The sequence below is a fragment of the Granulicatella seriolae genome, assembly GCF_024543085.1.
Lineage (GTDB): Bacteria > Bacillota > Bacilli > Lactobacillales > Aerococcaceae > Granulicatella > Granulicatella seriolae.
Genome location: NZ_JANHNZ010000002.1, coordinates 264,420 through 283,876 on the forward strand (window position 1 = coordinate 264,420; position 19,457 = coordinate 283,876).

The 19,457-nt window shown below is 38.8% G+C and carries 23 protein-coding genes; all 23 read right to left on the reverse strand.

Features of this window, described 5'->3' with window-relative positions:
* Nucleotides 1–241 precede the first annotated feature (241 nt).
* Nucleotides 242–1,336 carry a glycerol dehydrogenase gene (locus tag NPA36_RS03355; RefSeq protein ID WP_256944690.1) on the reverse strand — a complete coding sequence of 365 codons (1,095 nt, stop codon included), beginning with the start codon at nt 1,334–1,336 and terminating at the stop codon, nt 242–244.
* 396 nt (nt 1,337–1,732) lie between these two features.
* Nucleotides 1,733–2,803 carry an ABC transporter substrate-binding protein gene (locus NPA36_RS03360; RefSeq protein ID WP_256944691.1) on the reverse strand — a complete coding sequence of 357 codons (1,071 nt, stop codon included), beginning with the start codon at nt 2,801–2,803 and terminating at the stop codon, nt 1,733–1,735.
* The gene (locus NPA36_RS03365) at nt 2,800–3,633 is read right to left on the reverse strand and encodes an ABC transporter permease (RefSeq protein ID WP_407932761.1); all 834 of its coding nucleotides are present in this window, start codon (nt 3,631–3,633) and stop codon (nt 2,800–2,802) included. The genes NPA36_RS03360 and NPA36_RS03365 overlap by 4 nt, the downstream gene beginning before the upstream one ends.
* Nucleotides 3,630–4,445, reverse strand: a complete 816-nt coding sequence (locus tag NPA36_RS03370) for an ABC transporter permease (protein ID WP_256944692.1) — start codon at nt 4,443–4,445, stop codon at nt 3,630–3,632. Before NPA36_RS03370 ends, NPA36_RS03365 begins: the two co-directional genes overlap by 4 nt.
* Complete coding sequence (locus tag NPA36_RS03375) at nt 4,438–5,541, reverse strand: ABC transporter ATP-binding protein (protein WP_256944693.1); 1,104 nt, start codon at nt 5,539–5,541, stop codon at nt 4,438–4,440. The genes NPA36_RS03370 and NPA36_RS03375 overlap by 8 nt, the downstream gene beginning before the upstream one ends.
* Before the next feature lie 19 nt (nt 5,542–5,560).
* Nucleotides 5,561–6,103 (reverse strand): helix-turn-helix domain-containing protein, encoded by a 543-nt coding sequence (locus NPA36_RS03380; RefSeq protein ID WP_256944694.1) that lies wholly within the window; start codon nt 6,101–6,103, stop codon nt 5,561–5,563.
* Between the two features lie 305 nt (nt 6,104–6,408).
* On the reverse strand, nt 6,409–7,812 hold the full coding sequence (locus tag NPA36_RS03385; RefSeq protein WP_256944695.1) for an MATE family efflux transporter: 1,404 nt from the start codon (nt 7,810–7,812) through the stop codon (nt 6,409–6,411).
* A gap of 266 nt (nt 7,813–8,078) precedes the next feature.
* Entirely contained in the window at nt 8,079–8,927 is an 849-nt protein-coding gene (locus NPA36_RS03390; RefSeq protein ID WP_256944696.1) for an aldo/keto reductase, read from the reverse strand.
* A 76-nt stretch (nt 8,928–9,003) separates the two neighbouring features.
* Nucleotides 9,004–10,020: a hypothetical protein gene (locus tag NPA36_RS03395; RefSeq protein WP_256944697.1), complete on the reverse strand. Its 1,017-nt coding sequence runs from the start codon at nt 10,018–10,020 to the stop codon at nt 9,004–9,006.
* A 471-nt stretch (nt 10,021–10,491) separates the two neighbouring features.
* A complete protein-coding gene (truA, locus tag NPA36_RS03400; protein WP_256944698.1) occupies nt 10,492–11,235 on the reverse strand; it encodes a tRNA pseudouridine(38-40) synthase TruA in 744 nt (247 codons plus the stop codon).
* Nucleotides 11,236–11,299: 64 nt separating this feature from the next.
* The gene (locus NPA36_RS03405) at nt 11,300–12,097 is read right to left on the reverse strand and encodes an energy-coupling factor transporter transmembrane component T family protein (protein WP_256944699.1); all 798 of its coding nucleotides are present in this window, start codon (nt 12,095–12,097) and stop codon (nt 11,300–11,302) included.
* Nucleotides 12,087–12,971 (reverse strand): energy-coupling factor ABC transporter ATP-binding protein, encoded by an 885-nt coding sequence (locus NPA36_RS03410; RefSeq protein ID WP_256944810.1) that lies wholly within the window; start codon nt 12,969–12,971, stop codon nt 12,087–12,089. Before NPA36_RS03410 ends, NPA36_RS03405 begins: the two co-directional genes overlap by 11 nt.
* Nucleotides 12,947–13,789: an energy-coupling factor ABC transporter ATP-binding protein gene (locus tag NPA36_RS03415; protein WP_407932764.1), complete on the reverse strand. Its 843-nt coding sequence runs from the start codon at nt 13,787–13,789 to the stop codon at nt 12,947–12,949. Before NPA36_RS03415 ends, NPA36_RS03410 begins: the two co-directional genes overlap by 25 nt.
* Nucleotides 13,790–14,036: 247 nt before the next feature.
* On the reverse strand, nt 14,037–14,417 hold the full coding sequence (rplQ, locus tag NPA36_RS03420) for a 50S ribosomal protein L17 (protein ID WP_256944700.1): 381 nt from the start codon (nt 14,415–14,417) through the stop codon (nt 14,037–14,039).
* A 30-nt stretch (nt 14,418–14,447) separates the two neighbouring features.
* Nucleotides 14,448–15,392, reverse strand: a complete 945-nt coding sequence (locus tag NPA36_RS03425; RefSeq protein ID WP_256944701.1) for a DNA-directed RNA polymerase subunit alpha — start codon at nt 15,390–15,392, stop codon at nt 14,448–14,450.
* A gap of 70 nt (nt 15,393–15,462) precedes the next feature.
* On the reverse strand, nt 15,463–15,849 hold the full coding sequence (gene rpsK, locus NPA36_RS03430; RefSeq protein ID WP_256944702.1) for a 30S ribosomal protein S11: 387 nt from the start codon (nt 15,847–15,849) through the stop codon (nt 15,463–15,465).
* A 27-nt stretch (nt 15,850–15,876) separates the two neighbouring features.
* Entirely contained in the window at nt 15,877–16,242 is a 366-nt protein-coding gene (gene rpsM / locus NPA36_RS03435; RefSeq protein ID WP_256944703.1) for a 30S ribosomal protein S13, read from the reverse strand.
* Between the two features lie 26 nt (nt 16,243–16,268).
* Nucleotides 16,269–16,382, reverse strand: coding sequence for a 50S ribosomal protein L36 (gene rpmJ, locus NPA36_RS03440; protein WP_256944704.1), 114 nt, complete (start codon nt 16,380–16,382; stop codon nt 16,269–16,271).
* Between the two features lie 36 nt (nt 16,383–16,418).
* Nucleotides 16,419–16,637 carry a translation initiation factor IF-1 gene (gene infA, locus NPA36_RS03445; RefSeq protein WP_005607446.1) on the reverse strand — a complete coding sequence of 73 codons (219 nt, stop codon included), beginning with the start codon at nt 16,635–16,637 and terminating at the stop codon, nt 16,419–16,421.
* A gap of 120 nt (nt 16,638–16,757) precedes the next feature.
* A complete protein-coding gene (locus NPA36_RS03450; protein WP_256944705.1) occupies nt 16,758–17,417 on the reverse strand; it encodes an adenylate kinase in 660 nt (219 codons plus the stop codon).
* Between the two features lie 90 nt (nt 17,418–17,507).
* Nucleotides 17,508–18,806 (reverse strand): preprotein translocase subunit SecY, encoded by a 1,299-nt coding sequence (gene secY, locus NPA36_RS03455; protein ID WP_256944706.1) that lies wholly within the window; start codon nt 18,804–18,806, stop codon nt 17,508–17,510.
* The gene (gene rplO, locus NPA36_RS03460; protein WP_256944707.1) at nt 18,806–19,246 is read right to left on the reverse strand and encodes a 50S ribosomal protein L15; all 441 of its coding nucleotides are present in this window, start codon (nt 19,244–19,246) and stop codon (nt 18,806–18,808) included. The genes secY and rplO overlap by 1 nt, the downstream gene beginning before the upstream one ends.
* A 31-nt stretch (nt 19,247–19,277) precedes the next feature.
* Complete coding sequence (rpmD, locus tag NPA36_RS03465; RefSeq protein WP_256944708.1) at nt 19,278–19,457, reverse strand: 50S ribosomal protein L30; 180 nt, start codon at nt 19,455–19,457, stop codon at nt 19,278–19,280.

A 19,457-nucleotide genomic window follows, 5' to 3' on the forward strand; every position in this document is an offset into this window, starting at 1 on the left:
GTTTCGGCTTTAGCCGATTACAGACACGTAGACAGCTAAGCCAGTGAGACCTTGGCTCACGGCGGTGCCACCGTTCTCATTTCTGATAACCTTTTTCGCAAAACTCTTTTGTGATTTAAAAAATAGATATTAGTCATTACAGACTTTTTGTCCAGCCCCTTTTTCTTTTTATGCTTAGAAGATATCTGTAAAGAGCTCTAACAAAATGAATAGAATTTATATCCAATTCTCTATTAACTTTCTATTTTAGAGAACGAACATAAGCATCTACCGCAAACAGAGCATCTGTCACGTCTTCGGCTGAAAAATCTTCGGCCATTTGATGGATAGTTTCACCTTCTTGTGTAGCTAGTTTTCCGACTTTCAATAATTCGTCATAAGAAATATCTGCCAGTTTTAATTCAGCTAGAGTCGTTGGCAATTCAAGTGCTTGATAGAAGGCAATAAATTTATCAAGCATTGCTTTTGGTTTATTTTCTAAGAACAATTGCGTTAAGGTTCCGTATGCAACTTTTTCACCATGAGTTAAGCTATGAATGTCCCCGTGCAATGCGGTAAAGCCATTATGGATGGCATGAGCTGCAGCAAGTCCACAACTTTCAAAGCCAATACCACTTAGTAAGGTGTTTGCTTCAACAATGGCTTCTAGAGCTGGTATAACTACTTTTGCACGACAAGCTTCCATGGCTTGAAGCCCATTGGCAAACAGAACTTCTTCACATTTAGCCGCAATCGCTTCTGCTGCTAGGGTTGGTGCCGCTCCTCCCATGGTTTTCCCGTGTGCTTCAATAATGGAACGTCCTTCGACCCACGTAGCTAGGGCGTCAGCGATACCTGATGCTAGAAGCCTAGTTGGTGCTTTTGATATAACAGCAGTATCAACCAAGACCAGTTCTGGATTCTTTTTGTAAAATAGGTATTGTTCGAACACTCCTTCATCAGAATAAATCACCGATAAAGCAGAAGTTGGTGCATCAGTAGAAGCAATCGTTGGGACAATCGCCACTGGTAATGTCAACTTATCGCCAATTGCTTTAGCTGTATCAATTGTCTTACCGCCACCTAAACCAATCACTAAGTTACACTGATTGCTCTTGCCAATCTCACTCACACGGTTGATTTCACTAGTAGAAGCTTCACCATTAAAAGGGACTCGAGTTACTGTTATGCCTTCATTTTCTAGATTCTTAGCAAATTCTTCTCCAACAATTCCCCAGACAATATCGTCACAAAGTAACAAAGCTTTGTTGCCTAAGTTTTTGATATGAGGGATCCCTGTAACTAAAACATCCTTGCCTTGAACATATTTCGATGGGCTTACAAATACTTTTTCCATGCTAACCTCCAAAAATTATTTAGTTTGCGCTTACAGTAAATTGTTTGTGAAATAAGGAGCTATTGGTATTAAACTTCATCTATTCAACTGTTGACTTGCCTTATATACTGAATAAGGGCTTCCTAAATATGCCTAGATTCTTAGAAAAATGTATCTCAACTAGTAAACTATCTTATATTACCTATTATACTAATATAATCACAAATAAACAAGTTTACTCTGATTAGCTTTATTTTATAACTCTAGACTCGGATAAAAAGTCTGAAAAAATCTATTTCCAAAACACAAAAAAGGCCCTCAAACAATTTACCAGAAATAGCTAGCTACGCTTTACACTGCTATTAATGATATTGTCTGAGGGCTCGAAAAAAACAACCATATACGTTTCTTATATTTCTACTTCCGATACATCTTAGCCTCCAAGAACTGGTCGTTATACAAGCCCAACAGCTCTGGCCCTAAGTTCTCATAGACTTCCATATGTTCAAACTGTTCTTCTTTAGGATAAAAACTTTCATCAGAAGTAATCTCTTCTGGCAATAGTTTCACAGCATCTTGGTTTGGTGTGGCATAGCCAATATATTCGGCATTTTGTGCTGCAATCTCAGGACGGTTTATATAGTTAATGAAGTCGTAGGCACCTTGTGTGTTGCCACTTGTTTTTGGAATTACCAAATTATCAAACCATAAATTGGTGCCTTCTTCTGGAATGACATAGACTAGATTTTCGTTTTGTTCCATCATGGTTGCTGCTTCACCAGAAAAGGTTACGGCAATATGGGCTTCTTCTTGTGCCATATACATTTTAATTTCATCAGCGATAATGGCTTTAGCATTACCCATCAACTCTTTTAATCGAGCACCAGCCTTTGTGACAATCTCTGTGTCTCGCTCATTCAGGGAGTAGCCTTGACTTTGCAAGGTCAGCCCTACCATTTCACGGGCGCCATCAATCAACAACTCTGAGTTGGCAAACTCTGGTCGCCATAGGTCTGACCATTTTGTTAAGAGACTTCCGTCAATAAATTTTTCATTGTAGACAATGCCTAGAGTTCCCCAGAAATAAGGGATACTATAACGGTTGCCCTTGTCAAAAGGGAGATTTAAAAAGCGCTCCTCTATATGGTCCAACCCCTCAATTTTTGAGTGATCCAAGGGTATCAAGAGGTCTTCTTCTATCATTTTTTCAATAGTGTAATCACTTGGGACGGCGATATCATACTTGGTTCCGCCTTGTTTAATCTTAGTATACATTGCTTCGTTAGAATCGAAAGTCTCATAGATTACCTTATAACCACTTTCTTCTTCAAAACTAGCGATAATATCAGGGTCAATATAATCTCCCCAGTTATAGATAATCAGGGTATCCTTGCCGCCACCAGTCGTTGAAGCCATGGCTTGGCGAAGGGTAAATAATCCCAAACAGGCTAAGAGAATTGCCCCAATAAACATGACTAAGCGTTTCATAGGGTTACCCCCTTCAACATTTCTTTCTCGGTTCCATCTTGGGACCGGTTCGCTTGGTATTGCTGGATGAAGTAGTAGCCAATGACTAGTACAAAGGAGAAAATAAACATCAAAGTGCTCAAGGCATTAATCTCTAGGCTGACACCTTGACGAGCTCTGGAGTAGATTTCTACTGCAATCGTTGAGAATCCATTCCCAGTTACAAAGAAAGTCACGGCAAAATCATCCAAGGAATACGTAAAGGCCATGAAAAACCCACTCAAAATACCTGGGGTAATTGATGGAAGAATAATGCGACTCAAGACTTGATTGCTGTTAGCTCCCAAATCCCGTGCTGCGGTAATCATAGACCGATTCATCTCATTGAGCTTTGGCAAGACCATTAAAACAACAATAGGAATGGCAAAAGCAATATGAGAAAGTAGAACTGACATAAAACCTAATTGGAAACCAATCAACGTGAATAATATCAAAAGACTTGCCCCAATAATAACGTCAGGTGACACCATCAGAATATTATTAAGTCCTAATACCGTTTGTTTTCTACGATTAGAACGGATGAAATAAATCATGATAGCCCCTAAGGTACCAATTATCGTTGCTATCAAGGCAGATAGTAGTGCCAAAATCAAGGTGTCCAATACAATCCCAATCAGTCTGGTGTCCGCAAAAACTGCCTTATAATGCTCTAAGGTAAAATCCTCAAAGTTGTTCATAGTTCCACCACTATTAAAGGAATAGTAGATTAGAAAAAAGATTGGTGTATACAAAATAATGAAAACAAAAATTAGGTAAAGATTGCCCCATTTTGTATTTTTTTCCATCGTCATGAGCCACTTCCCTCCTCTCTTTTCCGTTCTCTAGTGACTAGCATCAGAGTGATCATGGCAACAATTAAGACGACGCCAATGGTTGAACCCATGCCCCAGTTTTGGGTCACTAAGAAATGTTCCTCAACTGCGGTTCCCAGTGTAATAACCCGGTTCCCTCCGATTAAACGCGTTAGCATGAAGAGGGATAAGGATGGAATAAAGACTGCTTGAACACCAGAACGAACGCCACTCAAGGTTAGAGGAAAGATAACCCGTCTCAAGGTATCCCATTTGGTGGCACCCAAATCTCGGCTAGCCGCAATCAGAGAATTAGGCAACTCTTCAACCGAATTAAAGATTGGCAAAATCATAAATGGCAATTCGATGTAAGCCGCTACCGTTAAAAAGCTAAAATCCGTAAACAAGAACTGTTGCGGTGCCACTCCGAATAGACTTAAAAACGAATTAACTGAACCGCTCTGACTAAAGATCCCAATAAACGCATAAGCTTTCAGCAAAAGGTTTACCCATGTTGGCAAAATAATTAAGAGCAACCAGAGACGTTTGTGCTTGGTTTTACTCAGTAAGTAGGCCGTTGGGTAAGACACAAAAATAGTAATCACCGTTATCAAAAAGGCATACCAAACCGAGTTCAAGGTCATTTCAAGATAGTTGCTTGAGGTAAAATAAGTCCCATAGTTGGCCAGAGTAAAATTCCCATGAATATCAAAAAATGATTGATAAAGAATCAAGCCAAGTGGAGTAATAACAAAGAGCATCAACCATAACAAATATGGAATAGAAAATAAGTTCCGACTAGATTTAGTCATTGCTATCCTCCTCATCTTCGTAACTTTCTAGACGAGCATCAAAGTCTTCCTCGCTCTCGCCAAAACGCATAACGTGAATATCTTGCGGCTCAAAATACAAACCAACCTTAGTTCCCACTTCTGCTTTTTGTGTGGAGTGAATCATCCATTCATTGCCATTCTCATCATAGCAAATGATTTCATAATGCACGCCTCTAAATAATTGAGTGTCTACTTCAACAATTAATTTGCCTTTTTCGATAGAAGTTAAATGTAGGTCTTCTGGACGAATAACAATCTCTACCTTTTCATTTTTACGCATACCAGCATCGGCACATTCAAACCTTTTGCCCACGAATTCAACAAGATAGTCTTCTCTCATAATACCATCAACTATATTGCTCTCACCGATAAAGTCAGCCACAAACCGGTTGATTGGCTCATCATAGATATCGACAGGCGTTCCTGATTGAACGATTTCGCCCTTGTTCATAACAAAGATTTCATCACTCATGGCTAGGGCTTCCTCTTGGTCATGGGTTACGAAGATAAAGGTGATGCCTAAGCGTTGTTGCAACTCACGCAATTCGTATTGCATATCTGTTCTAAGCTTCAAATCAAGAGCAGACAGTGGCTCATCAAGGAGGAGCACTTCTGGTTCGTTGACCAAGGCTCTAGCAATGGCAACACGTTGTTGCTGACCACCTGACATCTGAGCAATTTCTCTTTTTTCGTAGCCAGATAGCTGAACCATTTTTAGGGCTTCAGAAACTTTTTTCTGAATCTGGTCATTTGGTAGTTTTTTCAAGCGCAAACCGAAAGCAATGTTTTCAAACACATTCATGTGTGGGAACAAGGCATAGTCTTGGAAGACGGTATTGACCTTCCGTTTATTTGGTGGAACATTGTTCATCACTTGACCACTCAAAGTGACAGTTCCCTCACTTGGTTCGGTAAATCCTGCAATAATCCGTAAAATGGTTGTTTTTCCGCAACCAGAAGGCCCTAATAGGGTATAAAACTTTCCTTTTTCAATTTCAAAATCGATATTTTTCAATACAACCGTGTCTTCGTATTGTTTCTTAATGCCATCAAATGTAATAATTGGCTCTGCCATTTTATGTCCACCCCGTTTCTTATAAGTAAGAGTCTGTTACGACTAATAATAATTCTGAATTTGTTTTTGCTGCATTTTTAATCTGATGCTTGGCAGAGGCCACAAAATAAAAGGCATTTCCTGCTTCCACAATTGCTCTTTGTTTTCCTACTTTTACTTCTACTTTTCCAGTCAACACATAACCAAAACTTTCTGCTAATGAGGGTTGAAAGGTCTTGTATTCTCCTCCAGCTTCCAGTTGTAGGAGGATGGGTTCCATCTCGTGCTCATTAGAGTCTGGGTTCAACCATTTTACCGTGGTTTTGTTCTTATGGTCTTGTGTTATGGTCATATCTTCTGGTGTGTAAACTGATAGTGCCTGTGCGGGTTCATCATCAAAAAAATCTTTTGCAGGACAGCCCAACACTTCTAAAATATCAAAAAATGTTTCCATTGATGGCGAACTGAGGTTATTTTCTAGTTGCGATATATACCCCTTAGTCAAATCCGTTCGTTCACCTAGTTCTTCTTGTGTCAAGCCTTTTTGGATTCGTAAATCTTTCAATTGCTTGCCAATCTCCATAAGTCCCTCCTATAGTTTTCTATCAAGTTAGGTTTTAGTAAACTTTTTGTATACTAATAATAGCCCATTAATATTATACTTGAAGTTTAGTATAAGTCAACGTCAGAAGGTTATTTTGCTAATATTTTTTTGTTTAGTTTAGTGTAAGGCTAGGCAATAGGTCTGCAAAGAGTAGAATGACTTTCTAAATCACAAAAAGAGTTTCCAAGCAATACATCAGGAATGTGAACGGTGGTACCGCCATTTCTAATAGTGCTTGGAAACTCTTTTGTTTTATTATAATAGTTACTTTTTGCCCAGTCTTTCTAACTCTTGACAGCTTCAGTCGCCTTATCCAGACACGCTGAACCTTGTCTGGCAGGTATTTTATAGATTGCCTTTCGACTAAGATCCAACTTTAAGAGGATAAACGACATAGCCATGACAATCCCTTCTGTGGCAATAAAGGCCCACCAAAATCCATTGAGACCCTTAACTTGACCGAAGAGCATAGCCAAAGGAACTAAGATGAGCAACTGCCGCCCTAAAATAATGAAAACTGAAAATAAAGGACTTCTCGTCGCTTGGAAATAGGAAGTGAAGACATAACCAAAACCAGCAAAGAAGAAACTCAAACTAATGATTCTAAGTGCTGGGACTCCGACACTTAAAACTTCTGGACTACTATTAAAGAGCATTAAAAGAGTCCCAGGAAACATTTGAAAAATAACAGTTCCTAAAATACTGAAAAAACAAGTTAAGGCTAGAGAAATTTTTAAACAGTCCAGCAGACGTTCTTTCTGTTTTGCTCCATAACTAAAACTCATGATTGGCAAGGTACCTTGTACTAAGCCATTTATAGGCATAAAGACAAAAGTCTGCAAGCGGAAGTAGATTCCGAACGCTAACACTGCCACCTCGGAAAAAGCCTTTAAGAGATAATTCAAACAAGAAACCATGACAGAGCCGATGGACAATAGTAAGAACGATGGAATACTAGTTGTGTAAATTTCTTTTAGTATCTTACCATTCCATTGCAACTGTTTAAATTGGAATTGCACATCCAGTTTTTTTCTGCGATAAACGTAAATGGCAATCATCATGGAAACGGCTTGACCAATCACCGTAGCAATAGCCGCACCACGGATACCCATTGCTGGGAAAATTCCCCAGCCAAAAATAAATATTGGGTCCAATATAAGATTAACAATGGAGCCTAATAGTTGGAAAAGCATAGGCTCTACCATACTTCCACAGGCTTGGAAAACTTTTTCAATGGTAATATGAATAAAGACGCTGAAACTAAAGATGCAGATAATCATAATATATTGATACGCAAGGTCTATTGTAGTGGGATTATCACTAAAGAGACTTAAGAAAGGTTTTGCCAAGAACAAACTCAATAAAAGCACAATAAGATAATGAACAATAGACATAAGCAAACCTAGACTTGCTGCTTGATTAGCCTGTTTATAATTTTTTCTACCAAGATTTCTGGCAAGAAAAGCATTCAAGCCCGTCCCAAAACCAACTGTAATTGCCAAAATTAAATTCTGAATCGGATATGCAATGGAGGTAGCTGTCAAAGCCTCCGTACTCAGCATAGCGACAAAAATAGAGTCGACAATATTATACATAGACTGAATAAACATCGAAAAGATAGACGGTACTGCCATCTGAATAATCAATAAAAATAACCGATTTGTTGCTAATTTGTTTGTGTTTTCCATATTTCCTCCAAAGAAAAACCACGTCTCTATTGTTTAGGGTTCGGGAAACAATAAAAGACGTGGTACATATTAAATTTTTTTATAAAGTTTGATAAAACTGTCAAAATCGTCCTGCTTGGTTAGTTCTTTTACGATATGGCTGTCTGCTAGGACTTGGGCCAGTCATTGACCAACCGTTTTATTTTACCATAAAACTACAAACTTTCAATACTTTCTTTAGAAGAAGCTTACATTTCTACTAGCTTTGGAGTTCAGTAAACTACTCCCTAAAAATCCACCGTATCCGGATTGCTTTCCTTTGTCACGCCATCAATAGCCCGAATAGCTAAGGCATCCTGATACGTTAATTCAATATCACCGAAATCTAAGTTCTCCATAATTCTTGATGGTGTCACAGATTTTGGTAATGGTAAGAAGCCGTCGTACCAGCTCCAAGCTAAAGCAACTTGAGCTACTGTCTTACCATATTTTTCAGCTAGATTCATCATGGTTTCATTTTTAAAAATTTCACCTTGCCCCAAAGGACTCCATGCTTCCAAAATAATATTCTTGTCACGGCAGTAAAGAACGACTTCTTCTTGGAACACACCAGGTGCCAAACGAATTTGATTAACAGCAGGGGTAATGACTGCAGTTTTAGCTAATTCTTCCAAATGTCTTACCATAAAGTTGCTGACACCGATAGAACGAACCAATCCTGCTTCAACAGCCTCTTCCATCGCTTTCCAAGTTTGGGCATTGGCTTCTTGCCAGCTATCACGATACTCCAATGGATTTGGCCAGTGAATGAGGTAAAGGTCAAGATAATCCAAGCCTAATTTTTCAAGTGATGTCGCTAAGGCAACTTTTGCCTTGTCATATGAATGAGAGTCATTCCATAATTTTGTAGTGATAAATAATTCTTCACGAGGAATGCCGCTATCCTTAATAGCACGGCCAACACTTTCCTCATTGCCATAAATAGCAGCCGTATCAATATGACGATAACCAACTCTTAACGCTTCCAATACAGCTTGGTAAGCCTCATCCCCATTTTTGGAACGCCAAGTCCCAAAACCAACCTTAGGAATCTCAAGACCATTATTCAACTCATAATGTTTGTTCGCTACATCCATCTCTTCATCACCTTTTCTTATTTGATAGTTTTAGTATACCTGAATTTGTCCAAAAGGATTAATATTTTGATTGATCCTAAAAAGTGATACCTTCTTTTGAAAACAGTGTTTTAAAATAATCAAAGGTCTTTTCCTTATAGCTGTCTTGGCTCTCAGGATAGCCATACATCGATGCCGTAGACCCTTCAATTTCCTTCAATAAATAAATAGCAAAGCCAGATGCAAACGACTCAGAATCCGATGAAAAATGGTCTCCATCACCCCATTCTTCCTTAGCAATTGCTCGCCAATCTTCACCATCACTTAGTCGTTTAGTATCATAAATGGATTTGGTATCCTGATGAAATGCCGTATCAATCACATGCCCCAATTCATGGTAGATAACATACTTGTTGTCTACATAACCCTGAGTAATAGCCATCATAGGGTTAACAGCCCTGCCCGCAACCTTAAAAGATATATCGTCCTTATCAGATCCGTCTAACATTAATGACTCTTCAACAACATCCACTCGAAGTAGAGGCTTTAGTAAGGCTTCTGGTAAAAGCTCCAATACAGAATATAACCGATATACTTCTTCATCAGAAACATATCTTGTCTTACGAAAGTCAATCCACGCCCCCTTTCCATCCTTAATCTGAGCCGACATATTAACCACTCCAGAATGATAGTACACCCAATTTGAAAGGTCATATTCACTTGAAAGTATTTCATCATGCATCTCCAAAGTATTCATTTCAACTAAGTAGTCATTAATGGCAACTGTCAATGCCTCATTATCTTGATTCTCAAAAACGACCGCTTTCAAAAGTTGCTTTATGTTTTCTGTGTAAATAGATCTATTTTCAGAACTGGTGTTGGAAACCAAAATAATTCTGTCTAATATTAGCTCATAGGCTCGGTTCAATAGTTCCTGATTGCTATCTTGGTATCCAATACTAGCACTGACATCATAAGAAACTTCTTCCTTAGTCGGTTGACCAACAAAGTAATTCACTAAAACAGCAATCCCCAAACCAATAGAAACAATCCAGACCAAGGCACTAAGTAGACTCTTCATCAGAGAACCCTTTTTCCACCCATTCTTTTGCAAAACTATCCCTCCTCTCTATCACCTCTATTTTAGCCAAAATCCTAGAAAAAGTACAAAATAATACCACTAGCAAGGACTGGTACAATTAAGTGAGAAAGCATCTAAAGCCTAGTACCAGTGTGGCTGAAAAAAATAATATCATTACAAAACAAAGAGTTCCCGAAAAATATATCCGAAATAGTGGTGCAAAGCATAACCGACGCACAGTGTTGATCCGGGGCAAAAAGTCCGTATTGTAACACAAAACAAAAGAGTTTCCTAAAACTGTAACAGAAATAACGGTGTATGAGCATAGCTGGCGCACAGTAGCTGTGTCGACTTTAGTCGATTACAGATACGTAGACAGCTAAGTCGTGAGACCAAGGCTCACGGCGGTGCCACCGTTTTGATTTCTGATACAGTTTTAGGGAACTCTTTTGTGATTTAGAAATAAATTTTATTGATAGAGATTTTTTGCCCAGCCGTAGTTTATTAATAAAAAACCTCTTCCATATACAAGCCATGTGGTGGCGCAGTTGGCCCCGCCTGATTACGGTTTCTCACCTCTAGCAAGCGCTGCATCTCTCCCACAGGCTTAAGCCCATTTCCAATCTGCAAAGAAGTTCCTACTAGAATCCGTACCATATTATACAAGAAACCAGCCCCCTCAAAGACAAACTGAACTTCATTAAGTGCAGTATCATAAAAAACCTCAGCCTTGGTCACCAACCGCACCTTATCCGTCTTGTCCGTTTTAGTAGAACAAAAACTAGTAAAATCATGCAAGCCCACAATACCATCCAAGGCCGTTTGCATATCAGCAAGATTTAAGCGATAAGCATGGTGCAAACAATAAAGCCGCTTAAAGGGATCCGGAAAATCCGAAACATCTACTCGGTAACGATAACGTTTCCCCTTAGCAGAGTAGCGAGCATGAAAATCATCTCCCACAACCTTCACTTGCTTCACATAAATATCATCTGGCAAAAGGCTATTGAGCGCCTTCAATAGATTGTTAACTGGGATAGGTAGTGGATAATCAAAATGAATCACCTGTCCCAAGGCATGAACCCCGGAATCTGTCCTACCAGAAGCCGAAACAGCAATGTCTTGCCCCTTAGTCATACTCTTTAAAGCTTTATTCAATTCAGCTTGAATACTATTGCCATTATTTTGCACCTGAAAGCCTACATAATTGCTTCCATCATATTCTATAATTGCCATATATCGTTGCACAGCTCTAGACTCCTTTACAAAAAAAGAATAAGACTAGCAAACAAGCTATCCTTATTCTCTCTCATTATGATTTAGTAATAACCAACAAGACCGTCATCAGAGCAAAGACTGCAAATGCCAGTCCATCTCTTTTGTGCCAAGTTAGAATGCGAAACTTAGTACGCCCCTCGCCACCTTGATAGCCTCTAGCCTCCATAGCAATAGCCAATTCCTCAGCACGATTGAAAGAAGAAACAAAAAGTGGCACCAAAATCGGTATAATCGCTCGCATTTGTTGAAAGATATTTCCCTCACCAAAATCAACCCCACGAGAACGTTGTGCATTCATAATCTTTTGTGCCTCATCCATTAAAGTTGGCACAAACCGTAAGGCAATCGACAACATTAAGGCCAATTGGTGTACAGGAACATGAATTTTTTTCAAAGGGTTCAACAGTGCCTCAATGGCATCTGTTAAGGACAGAGGTGGGGTGGTCAAAGTTAGTAAGGTAGAAATGAAGATAATCAACATAAACCGTAAAAAAATAAAAATCCCATTAATAATCCCGAATTCCGTTACCGTAAAAATTCCCCATTGGAAGTAAACCGTTCCCCCAGTAGTAAAGAATATTTGTAGCAAAACAGTAAAAGAAATTACCCAAATTAAGGGTTTCATACTATTAATAAAAAACTTCATAGGAATTTTTGATAACAGCAAAACCGAAAAGGTAAATAATGTCAAAATCCCATAAGTAATCCAATTGTTGGCTAGAAAAATCACCAGAATAAATAAGAAAGTGATAGATAATTTTGTCCGAGGGTCCAATTTATGGATAAATGAGTCGCCTTGAAGATAGCGACCAAATAATAATTTATCTAACATCGTCACCCTCCTCAAAGCTTGACTTATTCACATGAGCAGCAATCAAGTCAGCTAATTGATTGGTTGTTAATGGTTGTGCATCAACGTTCCAACCCTTAGCTTGCAAACGATGAAAGAAATCTACCGCAGCCGGCTGCCCCAATTGTTTACTGCTTAACCAGTCCCTATCATCGAAAATTTCAGCAGGCGTTCCAGTTTTGATACCTGTCCCCTTTTCCATAACGACTACATGATTAGCGAAATCCGCTACGTCATTCATTTGATGCGTTACTAAGATAATGGTCAATCCTTGCTCTTTGTGCAAGCGATAAAACATGTCCATCATATCTTTTCTACCTTTAGGGTCCAAGCCAGCCGTTGGTTCATCCAAAACTAAGACTTCTGGTTTCATAGCCAAAACTCCAGCAATAGCAACCCGCCTCATCTGTCCTCCTGAAAGGTCAAATGGCGAACGCTCTAACAAAGATTGGTCCAAACCAACCAAGGTTAAAGTTTCCTTAGCCAGTTCCAAAGCATCCTCTTCGCTAACACCAAAATTTTTAGGTCCAAAAGCAATGTCCTTTGCAACCGTTTCTTCAAACAATTGTGCCTCTGGAAATTGAAAGACAATCCCAACATTTTTTCTCAGAGGTTTTAAGTTTTTATTTGACGTTTGGCTGGTAATCACCCGGTCTCCAATAGTCACCGTGCCCTCAGTAGGCTTTAGAAGCGCATTTAAATGCTGCAATACTGTTGATTTACCAGATCCAGTGTGACCAATGATAGCCGTATAGGAACCGGACGGAATAGCAAAATTAATATCAAATAAAGCACGAGTTTCAAAAGGGGTTCCTGCTTGATAAGCAAAATTTACTTGCTCAAAACGGATGTCCATAGCCATTCTACCAATCCTTCCTGTCCTTGATATTGCTGAGGCACATCAATACCTCTCTTGACTAACTCTTCCTTTAATTTTTCTTGAAACGGCACATCTAATCCCGCTTCGACCAATTCACTACCTAATTGAAAAATCTCATTTGGGCGACCAATTTTATGAATACGTCCTTGTTTCATCATGATGACACGGTCTGCCTGTGATGCCTCTTCTAAATCATGAGTAATCGAGATAACCGTTAATTGCTTTTCTTGATTCAGTTCTTTAATAGTTCCCAGAACATCTTCACGGCCTTCTGGGTCTAGCATAGAAGTCGCCTCATCCAAAATAACAACTTTAGGTTGTAGCGCCACAATACCAGCAATAGCCACACGTTGTTTTTGCCCACCAGATAAACGAGCAGGTTCCTTAGTACGAAAATCAGACATTCCAACTTGAGCCAATGCTCTATCAATTGCCTTAATCATTTCATCTCTAGGTACACCAGCATTTTCTAAACCAAATGCAATATCATCTTCTACTGTTGAGCCCACAAATTGATTGTCCGGATTTTGAAAAACCATGCCTACTTTACGTCTAATAGACCAGATTGTTTCTTCGGTCAACAATTCCTGTTCCACCCATACCTGCCCCTGGTTAGCTTCAATTAGGCCATTAATAATCTTGGCAAGTGTTGATTTACCGGAGCCGTTATGTCCAATAACAGCGATCCATTCACCGGGAAAAATTTCCAGCGAAATATCAGATAAGGCCTCTGACTCACTTTGTGGGTATGAAAAAGAAATATTCTTTAAGCTAACTACAGCATGTTTATCCACCAACATCGGCTCCTTTTATAACAAATGATGTATGTAGTATCGACTATCAAATCTACTATATGTATTATACCCAAAAATAGGTAAAAAAATAACCTTTTCAAGATGAATGGGTTGACCCGGTCAGACCGAGTCAACTCCGAGCTAGACTAAATAATCAAAAATCCCACCCACTTCAAACCGAGTGGGATTCAACTATTACCATCATAACGCTCTTTTCATACATCGAAAAGTGTTCGCTTTGGTTATATTAAACTAATTCAATAATGACCATTGGTGCTGCATCCCCACGACGAGGTTCAGTTTTAAGAATACGTGTGTATCCACCTTGACGTTCGCTGTAGCGTGGTCCTAAGTCGTTGAACAATTTTTGCAAAGCTGTCTCAACAACAATTGTTTCGTCTTCTTCACGAACATCTGCGATTTCATTACGAACAAATTGAGCTGCTTGACGACGTGCATGCAAGTCTCCACGTTTTCCTAAAGTAATCATTTTTTCAGTAGTTGAACGAATTTCTTTAGCACGTGTTTCAGTAGTTGTAATGCGTTCGTTGATAATTAAGTCAGTTGTCAAGTCACGTAGCATTGCTTTACGTTGTGAGCTTGTACGTCCTAATTTACGGTAAGCCATTCTAATTATTCCTCCTTCTTACAGTTTCTCTTAGTCTTCACGACGTAAATCTAAGTTTAATTCGATTAATTTGTTTTTCACTTCTTCAAGTGATTTGCGTCCTAAGTTACGGACCTTAATCATTTCTGCTTCTGATTTATTCGTCAATTCTTGGACAGTATTAATTCCCGCACGTTTTAGACAGTTGTAAGAACGAACAGATAGGTCCAATTCTTCAATGGTCATTTCAAGCATCTTCTCTTTATGAGTTTCTTCTTTTTCAACCATAATTTCTGCTTTGCGCGCTTCGTCTGTCAAATTAACAAAAATATTCAAGTGTTCCGTTAAGATTTTTGCAGCCAAACTGATTGCTTCTTCTGGAGAAATAGAACCGTCTGTCCACACATCTAAGGTTAACTTGTCATAAATATTTTTTTGACCGATACGAGTGTTCTCTACTTGATAGTTCACTTTACTGATCGGAGTATAAATGGAATCGATTGGAATAACACCGATTGGCATGTTTTCAGTTTTATTATATTCTGAACGGACATAACCACGACCATTTTTTGCATTCATACGTAGATGGAAACGATGTCCCTCATCAACTGTACAAATATATAAATCTGGGTTTAGAATTTCGACATCGCTATCATGGGAAATATCAGCTGCCGTAACAACTGCTGGCCCAGTAATATCAATTTCTAATACTTTATTATCTTCGCCAAACGTTTTTAAAGCTATTCTCTTAAGATTTAAAATAATAGCCGCAACATCTTCAACGACACCTTCAACGGTTGAAAATTCATGTAGAACTCCGTCCATTTGAATATCTGTTACCGCACTTCCAGGTAATGAAGATAATAAAATTCGGCGTAAAGAGTTTCCTAATGTAGTACCATAACCGCGTTCAAGTGGCTCAACAACGAATTTACCAAATTTAGCATCTTCGCTGATCTCAATCGTCTCAATTTTTGGTTTTTCAATTTCGATCATTATTATTTACCCCTTTCAAAACGTAAGTACATTGTGTGAGTGTATAAACACATATTCCAAAAATACTCAATTACACACGACGACGTTTTGGAGGACGACATCCGTTATGTGGAATAGGGGTTACGTCACGAATTGCTGTAACTTCTAAACCAGTAGCTTGTAATGAACGAATTGCTGCTTCACGTCCAGAACCAGGTCCTTTTACGGATACTTCTACAGATTTCATACCGTGTTCCATTGAGCCTTTAGCAGCTGATTCAGCAGCCATTTGAGCAGCAAATGGAGTAGATTTTTTTGATCCTTTGAAGCCTAATGCTCCAGCAGATGACCATGAAATCGCATTTCCATGTACGTCTGTAATCATAACAATGGTATTATTAAATGTTGAACGGATGTGTGCTACACCAGACTCAATATTCTTTTTCACGCGGCGTTTGCGTACAACTTTCTTTGCCATGAAGAAATTACCTCCTTCTTAAATATATTATTTTTTCTTACCTGCAATAGCCTTAGCTGGGCCTTTACGAGTACGAGCATTGTTTTTTGTGTTTTGTCCACGAACTGGTAGTCCATGACGATGACGGATTCCACGGAAAGAACCAATTTCCATCAAACGTTTGATGTTTAAGTTCACTTCACGACGTAGGTCACCTTCGATTTTTAATGTATCCACTTCTGCACGGATACGATCTAACTCATCATTCGTTAAGTCACGAACACGAGTATCTTCTGAAACATTAGCTGCTGCTAAGATTTTCTTTGAAGTTGTTACACCAATACCGTAGATATAGGTTAAAGAAATAACAACACGTTTTTCACGTGGAATGTCCACTCCTGCTATACGAGCCATACTAGTCAGTACCTCCTTATAAATTTTTAACCTTGACGTTGTTTATGTTTGGGATTTGAACAAATCACCATAACTTTACCATTGCGTTTGATGACTTTACATTTTTCGCAAATTGGTTTTACTGAAGCTCTTACTTTCATTTTCTAGTTCCCTCCTTCTGTGATTGACGGAGTACATTATTTGAAGCGATATGTGATTCTTCCGCGCGTCAAATCATAAGGTGATAATTCAACCGTTACTTTGTCTCCCGGTAAAATTTTAATGTAGTGCATCCGAATCTTACCTGATACATGCGCTAGTACCTCATGACCATTCTCAAGTTCTACCTTGAACATTGCATTCGGTAAAGTTTCATTGACAATACCTTCAATTTCAATTACGTCTTCTTTTGCCATGTTTCATCCTCCTAACTAAGGCCATATGATTGCTTCTATTTTATCTTTATGGCTAACGGATTTATTGTTATCTAACTTTTTAATTATACCATCAAACTAATAAAATGCAAGATAACGGCATTAAGACTCACTTGGCAAGCCCATAATCTTTTGAATGGTTTGGAATAAATTGTCAATACCGCTCTCTCCATCTACATTACGTAATATGCCTTTTGCATCATAGTAGTCTAAGATTGGTTTTGATTGTTCCAGATTGATTTGAATTCGATTGTTAACCGTTTCTGGTTTATCGTCTTCACGTTGATAGAAATCCGTAGATCCACAGCGATCACAAACTCCATCAACTTTTGGTGGATTATTAACTATATGGTAAGTCGCTCCACAGTTTCTACAAATAATTCTGCCTGTCAATCGACTCATTAAAATCTCAGGGTTAACTTCAATGTTAATGACTGCATCGATTTGACGACCTAATTCTTCTAGAATTGTATCCAAAGCTTGAGCTTGGGCTTGTGTGCGCGGAAATCCATCTAGTAAAAAGCCTTTTTTTGTGTCATCAGCTTGTAGACGTTCTTTAACGATGCCATTTGTGACTTCATCAGGAACTAACTCGCCTTTGTCCATAAATGATTTTGCTTTTAATCCTAATTCCGTTTCATCTTGCATTGCAGCGCGAAACATATCTCCGGTAGAGATATGCGGAATGCCGTATTCTTTTACAATCTTTTCAGCTTGAGTACCTTTACCAGCACCAGGTAAGCCCATTAATACAATGTTCATAATTGCCTCCTTGACATAAAAACATGAAGGAGTGACAAAACCTTGTTTCTCCCTAAATAAGATAGTAGAAAGTTTTGTCGCTACTTCGAACTAATTTTCGATAAATCCTTGGTATTTGCGTTTGATCATGCGACCTTCAATTTGACGGCTGACTTCAAGAGCAACCCCAACAACGATTAGTAAGCTTGTACCGCCTAACATCAATCCTTGTGGTAGTGACCATAAAGCTGATGCAATCATCGGTAAAATCGCGATTAAAGCAAGGTACAAAGCACCTACTGTACTTAAACGTAATAGTAAGGACGAAATATATTGTTCTGTTTCTTTCCCTGGACGAACACTTAAGATGTATCCACCTTGTTTTTGAAGATTTTCAGCTACTTTTTCCGGATTAACTTGTACAAATGCGTAGAAGTACGTAAAGACAATAATTAATACGGCATAGATAGAAGCTCCAAGTGGTTGTGACATATCCGTAACTGATGTTAGGAATTTAAACCAAGATGCTTCGCTGTGTGTTGCACTAAAGAATCCCAAAATCGTACTTGGTGTCATCATAAATGAACTTGCAAAGATAACGGGAATAACTCCTGCAGAGTTGATTTTTAGTGGTAAGCGTGATGTTTCGTTTGAGCCGGTTGCACGTTTTGAATGTTGAATTGGTAAGCGGCGTTGCGCTTGTTCAACAAAGACAACTAGCATTACAATCAATAATGCCGCAACCAATAAGGCTGCAGAAAAACCAAGTGCTCTATATAAATCACTACCTGTTTTACCTTGGATTTGTTGGGTATAGAAGGCATATAAGTCACTTGGAACACGGGCTACAATCCCTGAGAAAATTAGAATGGAAACACCATTTCCAATTCCGTGTACAGTTATCATATCTCCTAACCAAGTCAAGAACATAGTTCCGGCAGTTAATACCAAAGCAATCATCAAGTAGGTTTGAATCCCTGGATTAACAATTAGACCATAGTTGGCTAAAGCGTTAAATCCTAGTGACAACCCAATTGCTTGTACAAAAGCTAAGAAGATTGTTAGGTATCTGGTTACCTGGTTCAATTTTCTACGACCAACTTCTCCTTGTTTAGACCATTCAACAAAGGTTGGCAAGATGTCCATTTGGAGCAATTGTACAACGATTGAAGCGGTAATGTAAGGAGAAACCCCCATAGCGAAAATAGAGTAGCTTGACAAAGCGCCACCACTGAATGTATTTAACAGTCCAAACAAGCCAGCTGAAGCAAACGTTTGAACGGCAGCTGCATTGACTCCTGGGACTGTAATATGTGTTCCTAGACGAAAGACAATCAAAATCATTACTGTAAATAGTAACCTAGTTCTGATGTCCTTCATTTGAAACGCATTTTTTAAGAGTGAAAACATTAGATCACCTCTACTGTTCCACCTGCAGCTTCAATAGCTTCTTTAGCTGCTTGTGAGAATTTATTTGCTTTTACGGTTAATTTGCGTTCTAATACACCGTTTGCTAATACTTTGATACCATCTTTTTCATCTTTGATAATACCATATTCTACTAATGCAGCTGCAGTTACTTCTTGTCCATCTTCGAAACGGTTTAATGTTTCTAAATTAACAACTGCATACTCCTTGCGGTTAATGTTTTGGAAACCACGTTTTGGTACACGACGGAATAGTGGTGTTTGTCCACCTTCAAATCCAAGTCTTACGCCACCACCTGAACGGGCTTTTTGACCTTTGTTACCACGTCCGGCAGTTTTACCATTACCTGAACCTTGACCTCTACCTACACGATTGCGTTCTTTACGAGAACCTTCTGATGCATGTAATTCATGAAGTTTCATTTATTGGGCACCTCCTTCTAGTTGTAAGAAATTAAACTTCCTCTACGTCTACTAGATGAGAAACTGTGCGAACCATGCCTTTGATAGCATCGTTTGCAGGTTTAACAACTGTAGATCTGATTTTTGTTAAGCCTAAAGCTTTACAAGTATCAATTTGGTTTTGAGGACGTCCGATTAAGCTACGTTTTAAAGTAATCTTTAATTCTGCCAT

Bases quoted from the DNA above. Each gene is read 5' to 3' on its own strand.
- NPA36_RS03390 (WP_256944696.1), bottom strand. From the start codon at position 8,927: ATGGATGTAGCGAACAAACATTATGAGTTGAATAATGGTCTTGAGATT.
- NPA36_RS03375 (WP_256944693.1), bottom strand. From the start codon at position 5,541: ATGGCAGAGCCAATTATTACATTTGATGGCATTAAGAAACAATACGAA.
- NPA36_RS03370 (WP_256944692.1), bottom strand. From the start codon at position 4,445: ATGACTAAATCTAGTCGGAACTTATTTTCTATTCCATATTTGTTATGG.
- rplQ (WP_256944700.1), bottom strand. From the start codon at position 14,417: ATGGCTTACCGTAAATTAGGACGTACAAGCTCACAACGTAAAGCAATG.
- secY (WP_256944706.1), bottom strand. From the start codon at position 18,806: ATGTTTTCACTCTTAAAAAATGCGTTTCAAATGAAGGACATCAGAACT.
- NPA36_RS03360 (WP_256944691.1), bottom strand. From the start codon at position 2,803: ATGAAACGCTTAGTCATGTTTATTGGGGCAATTCTCTTAGCCTGTTTG.
- NPA36_RS03380 (WP_256944694.1), bottom strand. From the start codon at position 6,103: ATGGAGATTGGCAAGCAATTGAAAGATTTACGAATCCAAAAAGGCTTG.
- rpsM (WP_256944703.1), bottom strand. From the start codon at position 16,242: ATGGCTCGTATAGCAGGAGTGGACATTCCACGTGAAAAACGTGTTGTT.
- NPA36_RS03425 (WP_256944701.1), bottom strand. From the start codon at position 15,392: ATGATCGAAATTGAAAAACCAAAAATTGAGACGATTGAGATCAGCGAA.
- NPA36_RS03450 (WP_256944705.1), bottom strand. From the start codon at position 17,417: ATGAACATTGTATTAATGGGCTTACCTGGTGCTGGTAAAGGTACTCAA.
- NPA36_RS03355 (WP_256944690.1), bottom strand. From the start codon at position 1,336: ATGGAAAAAGTATTTGTAAGCCCATCGAAATATGTTCAAGGCAAGGAT.
- NPA36_RS03405 (WP_256944699.1), bottom strand. From the start codon at position 12,097: ATGTTAGATAAATTATTATTTGGTCGCTATCTTCAAGGCGACTCATTT.
- rpmD (WP_256944708.1), bottom strand. From the start codon at position 19,457: ATGGCAGAATTAAAGATTACTTTAAAACGTAGCTTAATCGGACGTCCT.
- rplO (WP_256944707.1), bottom strand. From the start codon at position 19,246: ATGAAACTTCATGAATTACATGCATCAGAAGGTTCTCGTAAAGAACGC.
- NPA36_RS03365 (WP_407932761.1), bottom strand. From the start codon at position 3,633: ATGACGATGGAAAAAAATACAAAATGGGGCAATCTTTACCTAATTTTT.
- infA (WP_005607446.1), bottom strand. From the start codon at position 16,637: ATGGCAAAAGAAGACGTAATTGAAATTGAAGGTATTGTCAATGAAACT.
- NPA36_RS03385 (WP_256944695.1), bottom strand. From the start codon at position 7,812: ATGGAAAACACAAACAAATTAGCAACAAATCGGTTATTTTTATTGATT.
- rpsK (WP_256944702.1), bottom strand. From the start codon at position 15,849: ATGGCAAAGAAAGTTGTACGCAAACGCCGCGTGAAAAAGAATATTGAG.
- NPA36_RS03410 (WP_256944810.1), bottom strand. From the start codon at position 12,971: ATGGACATCCGTTTTGAGCAAGTAAATTTTGCTTATCAAGCAGGAACC.
- rpmJ (WP_256944704.1), bottom strand. From the start codon at position 16,382: ATGAAAGTAAGAGCTTCAGTAAAACCAATTTGCGAAAAATGTAAAGTC.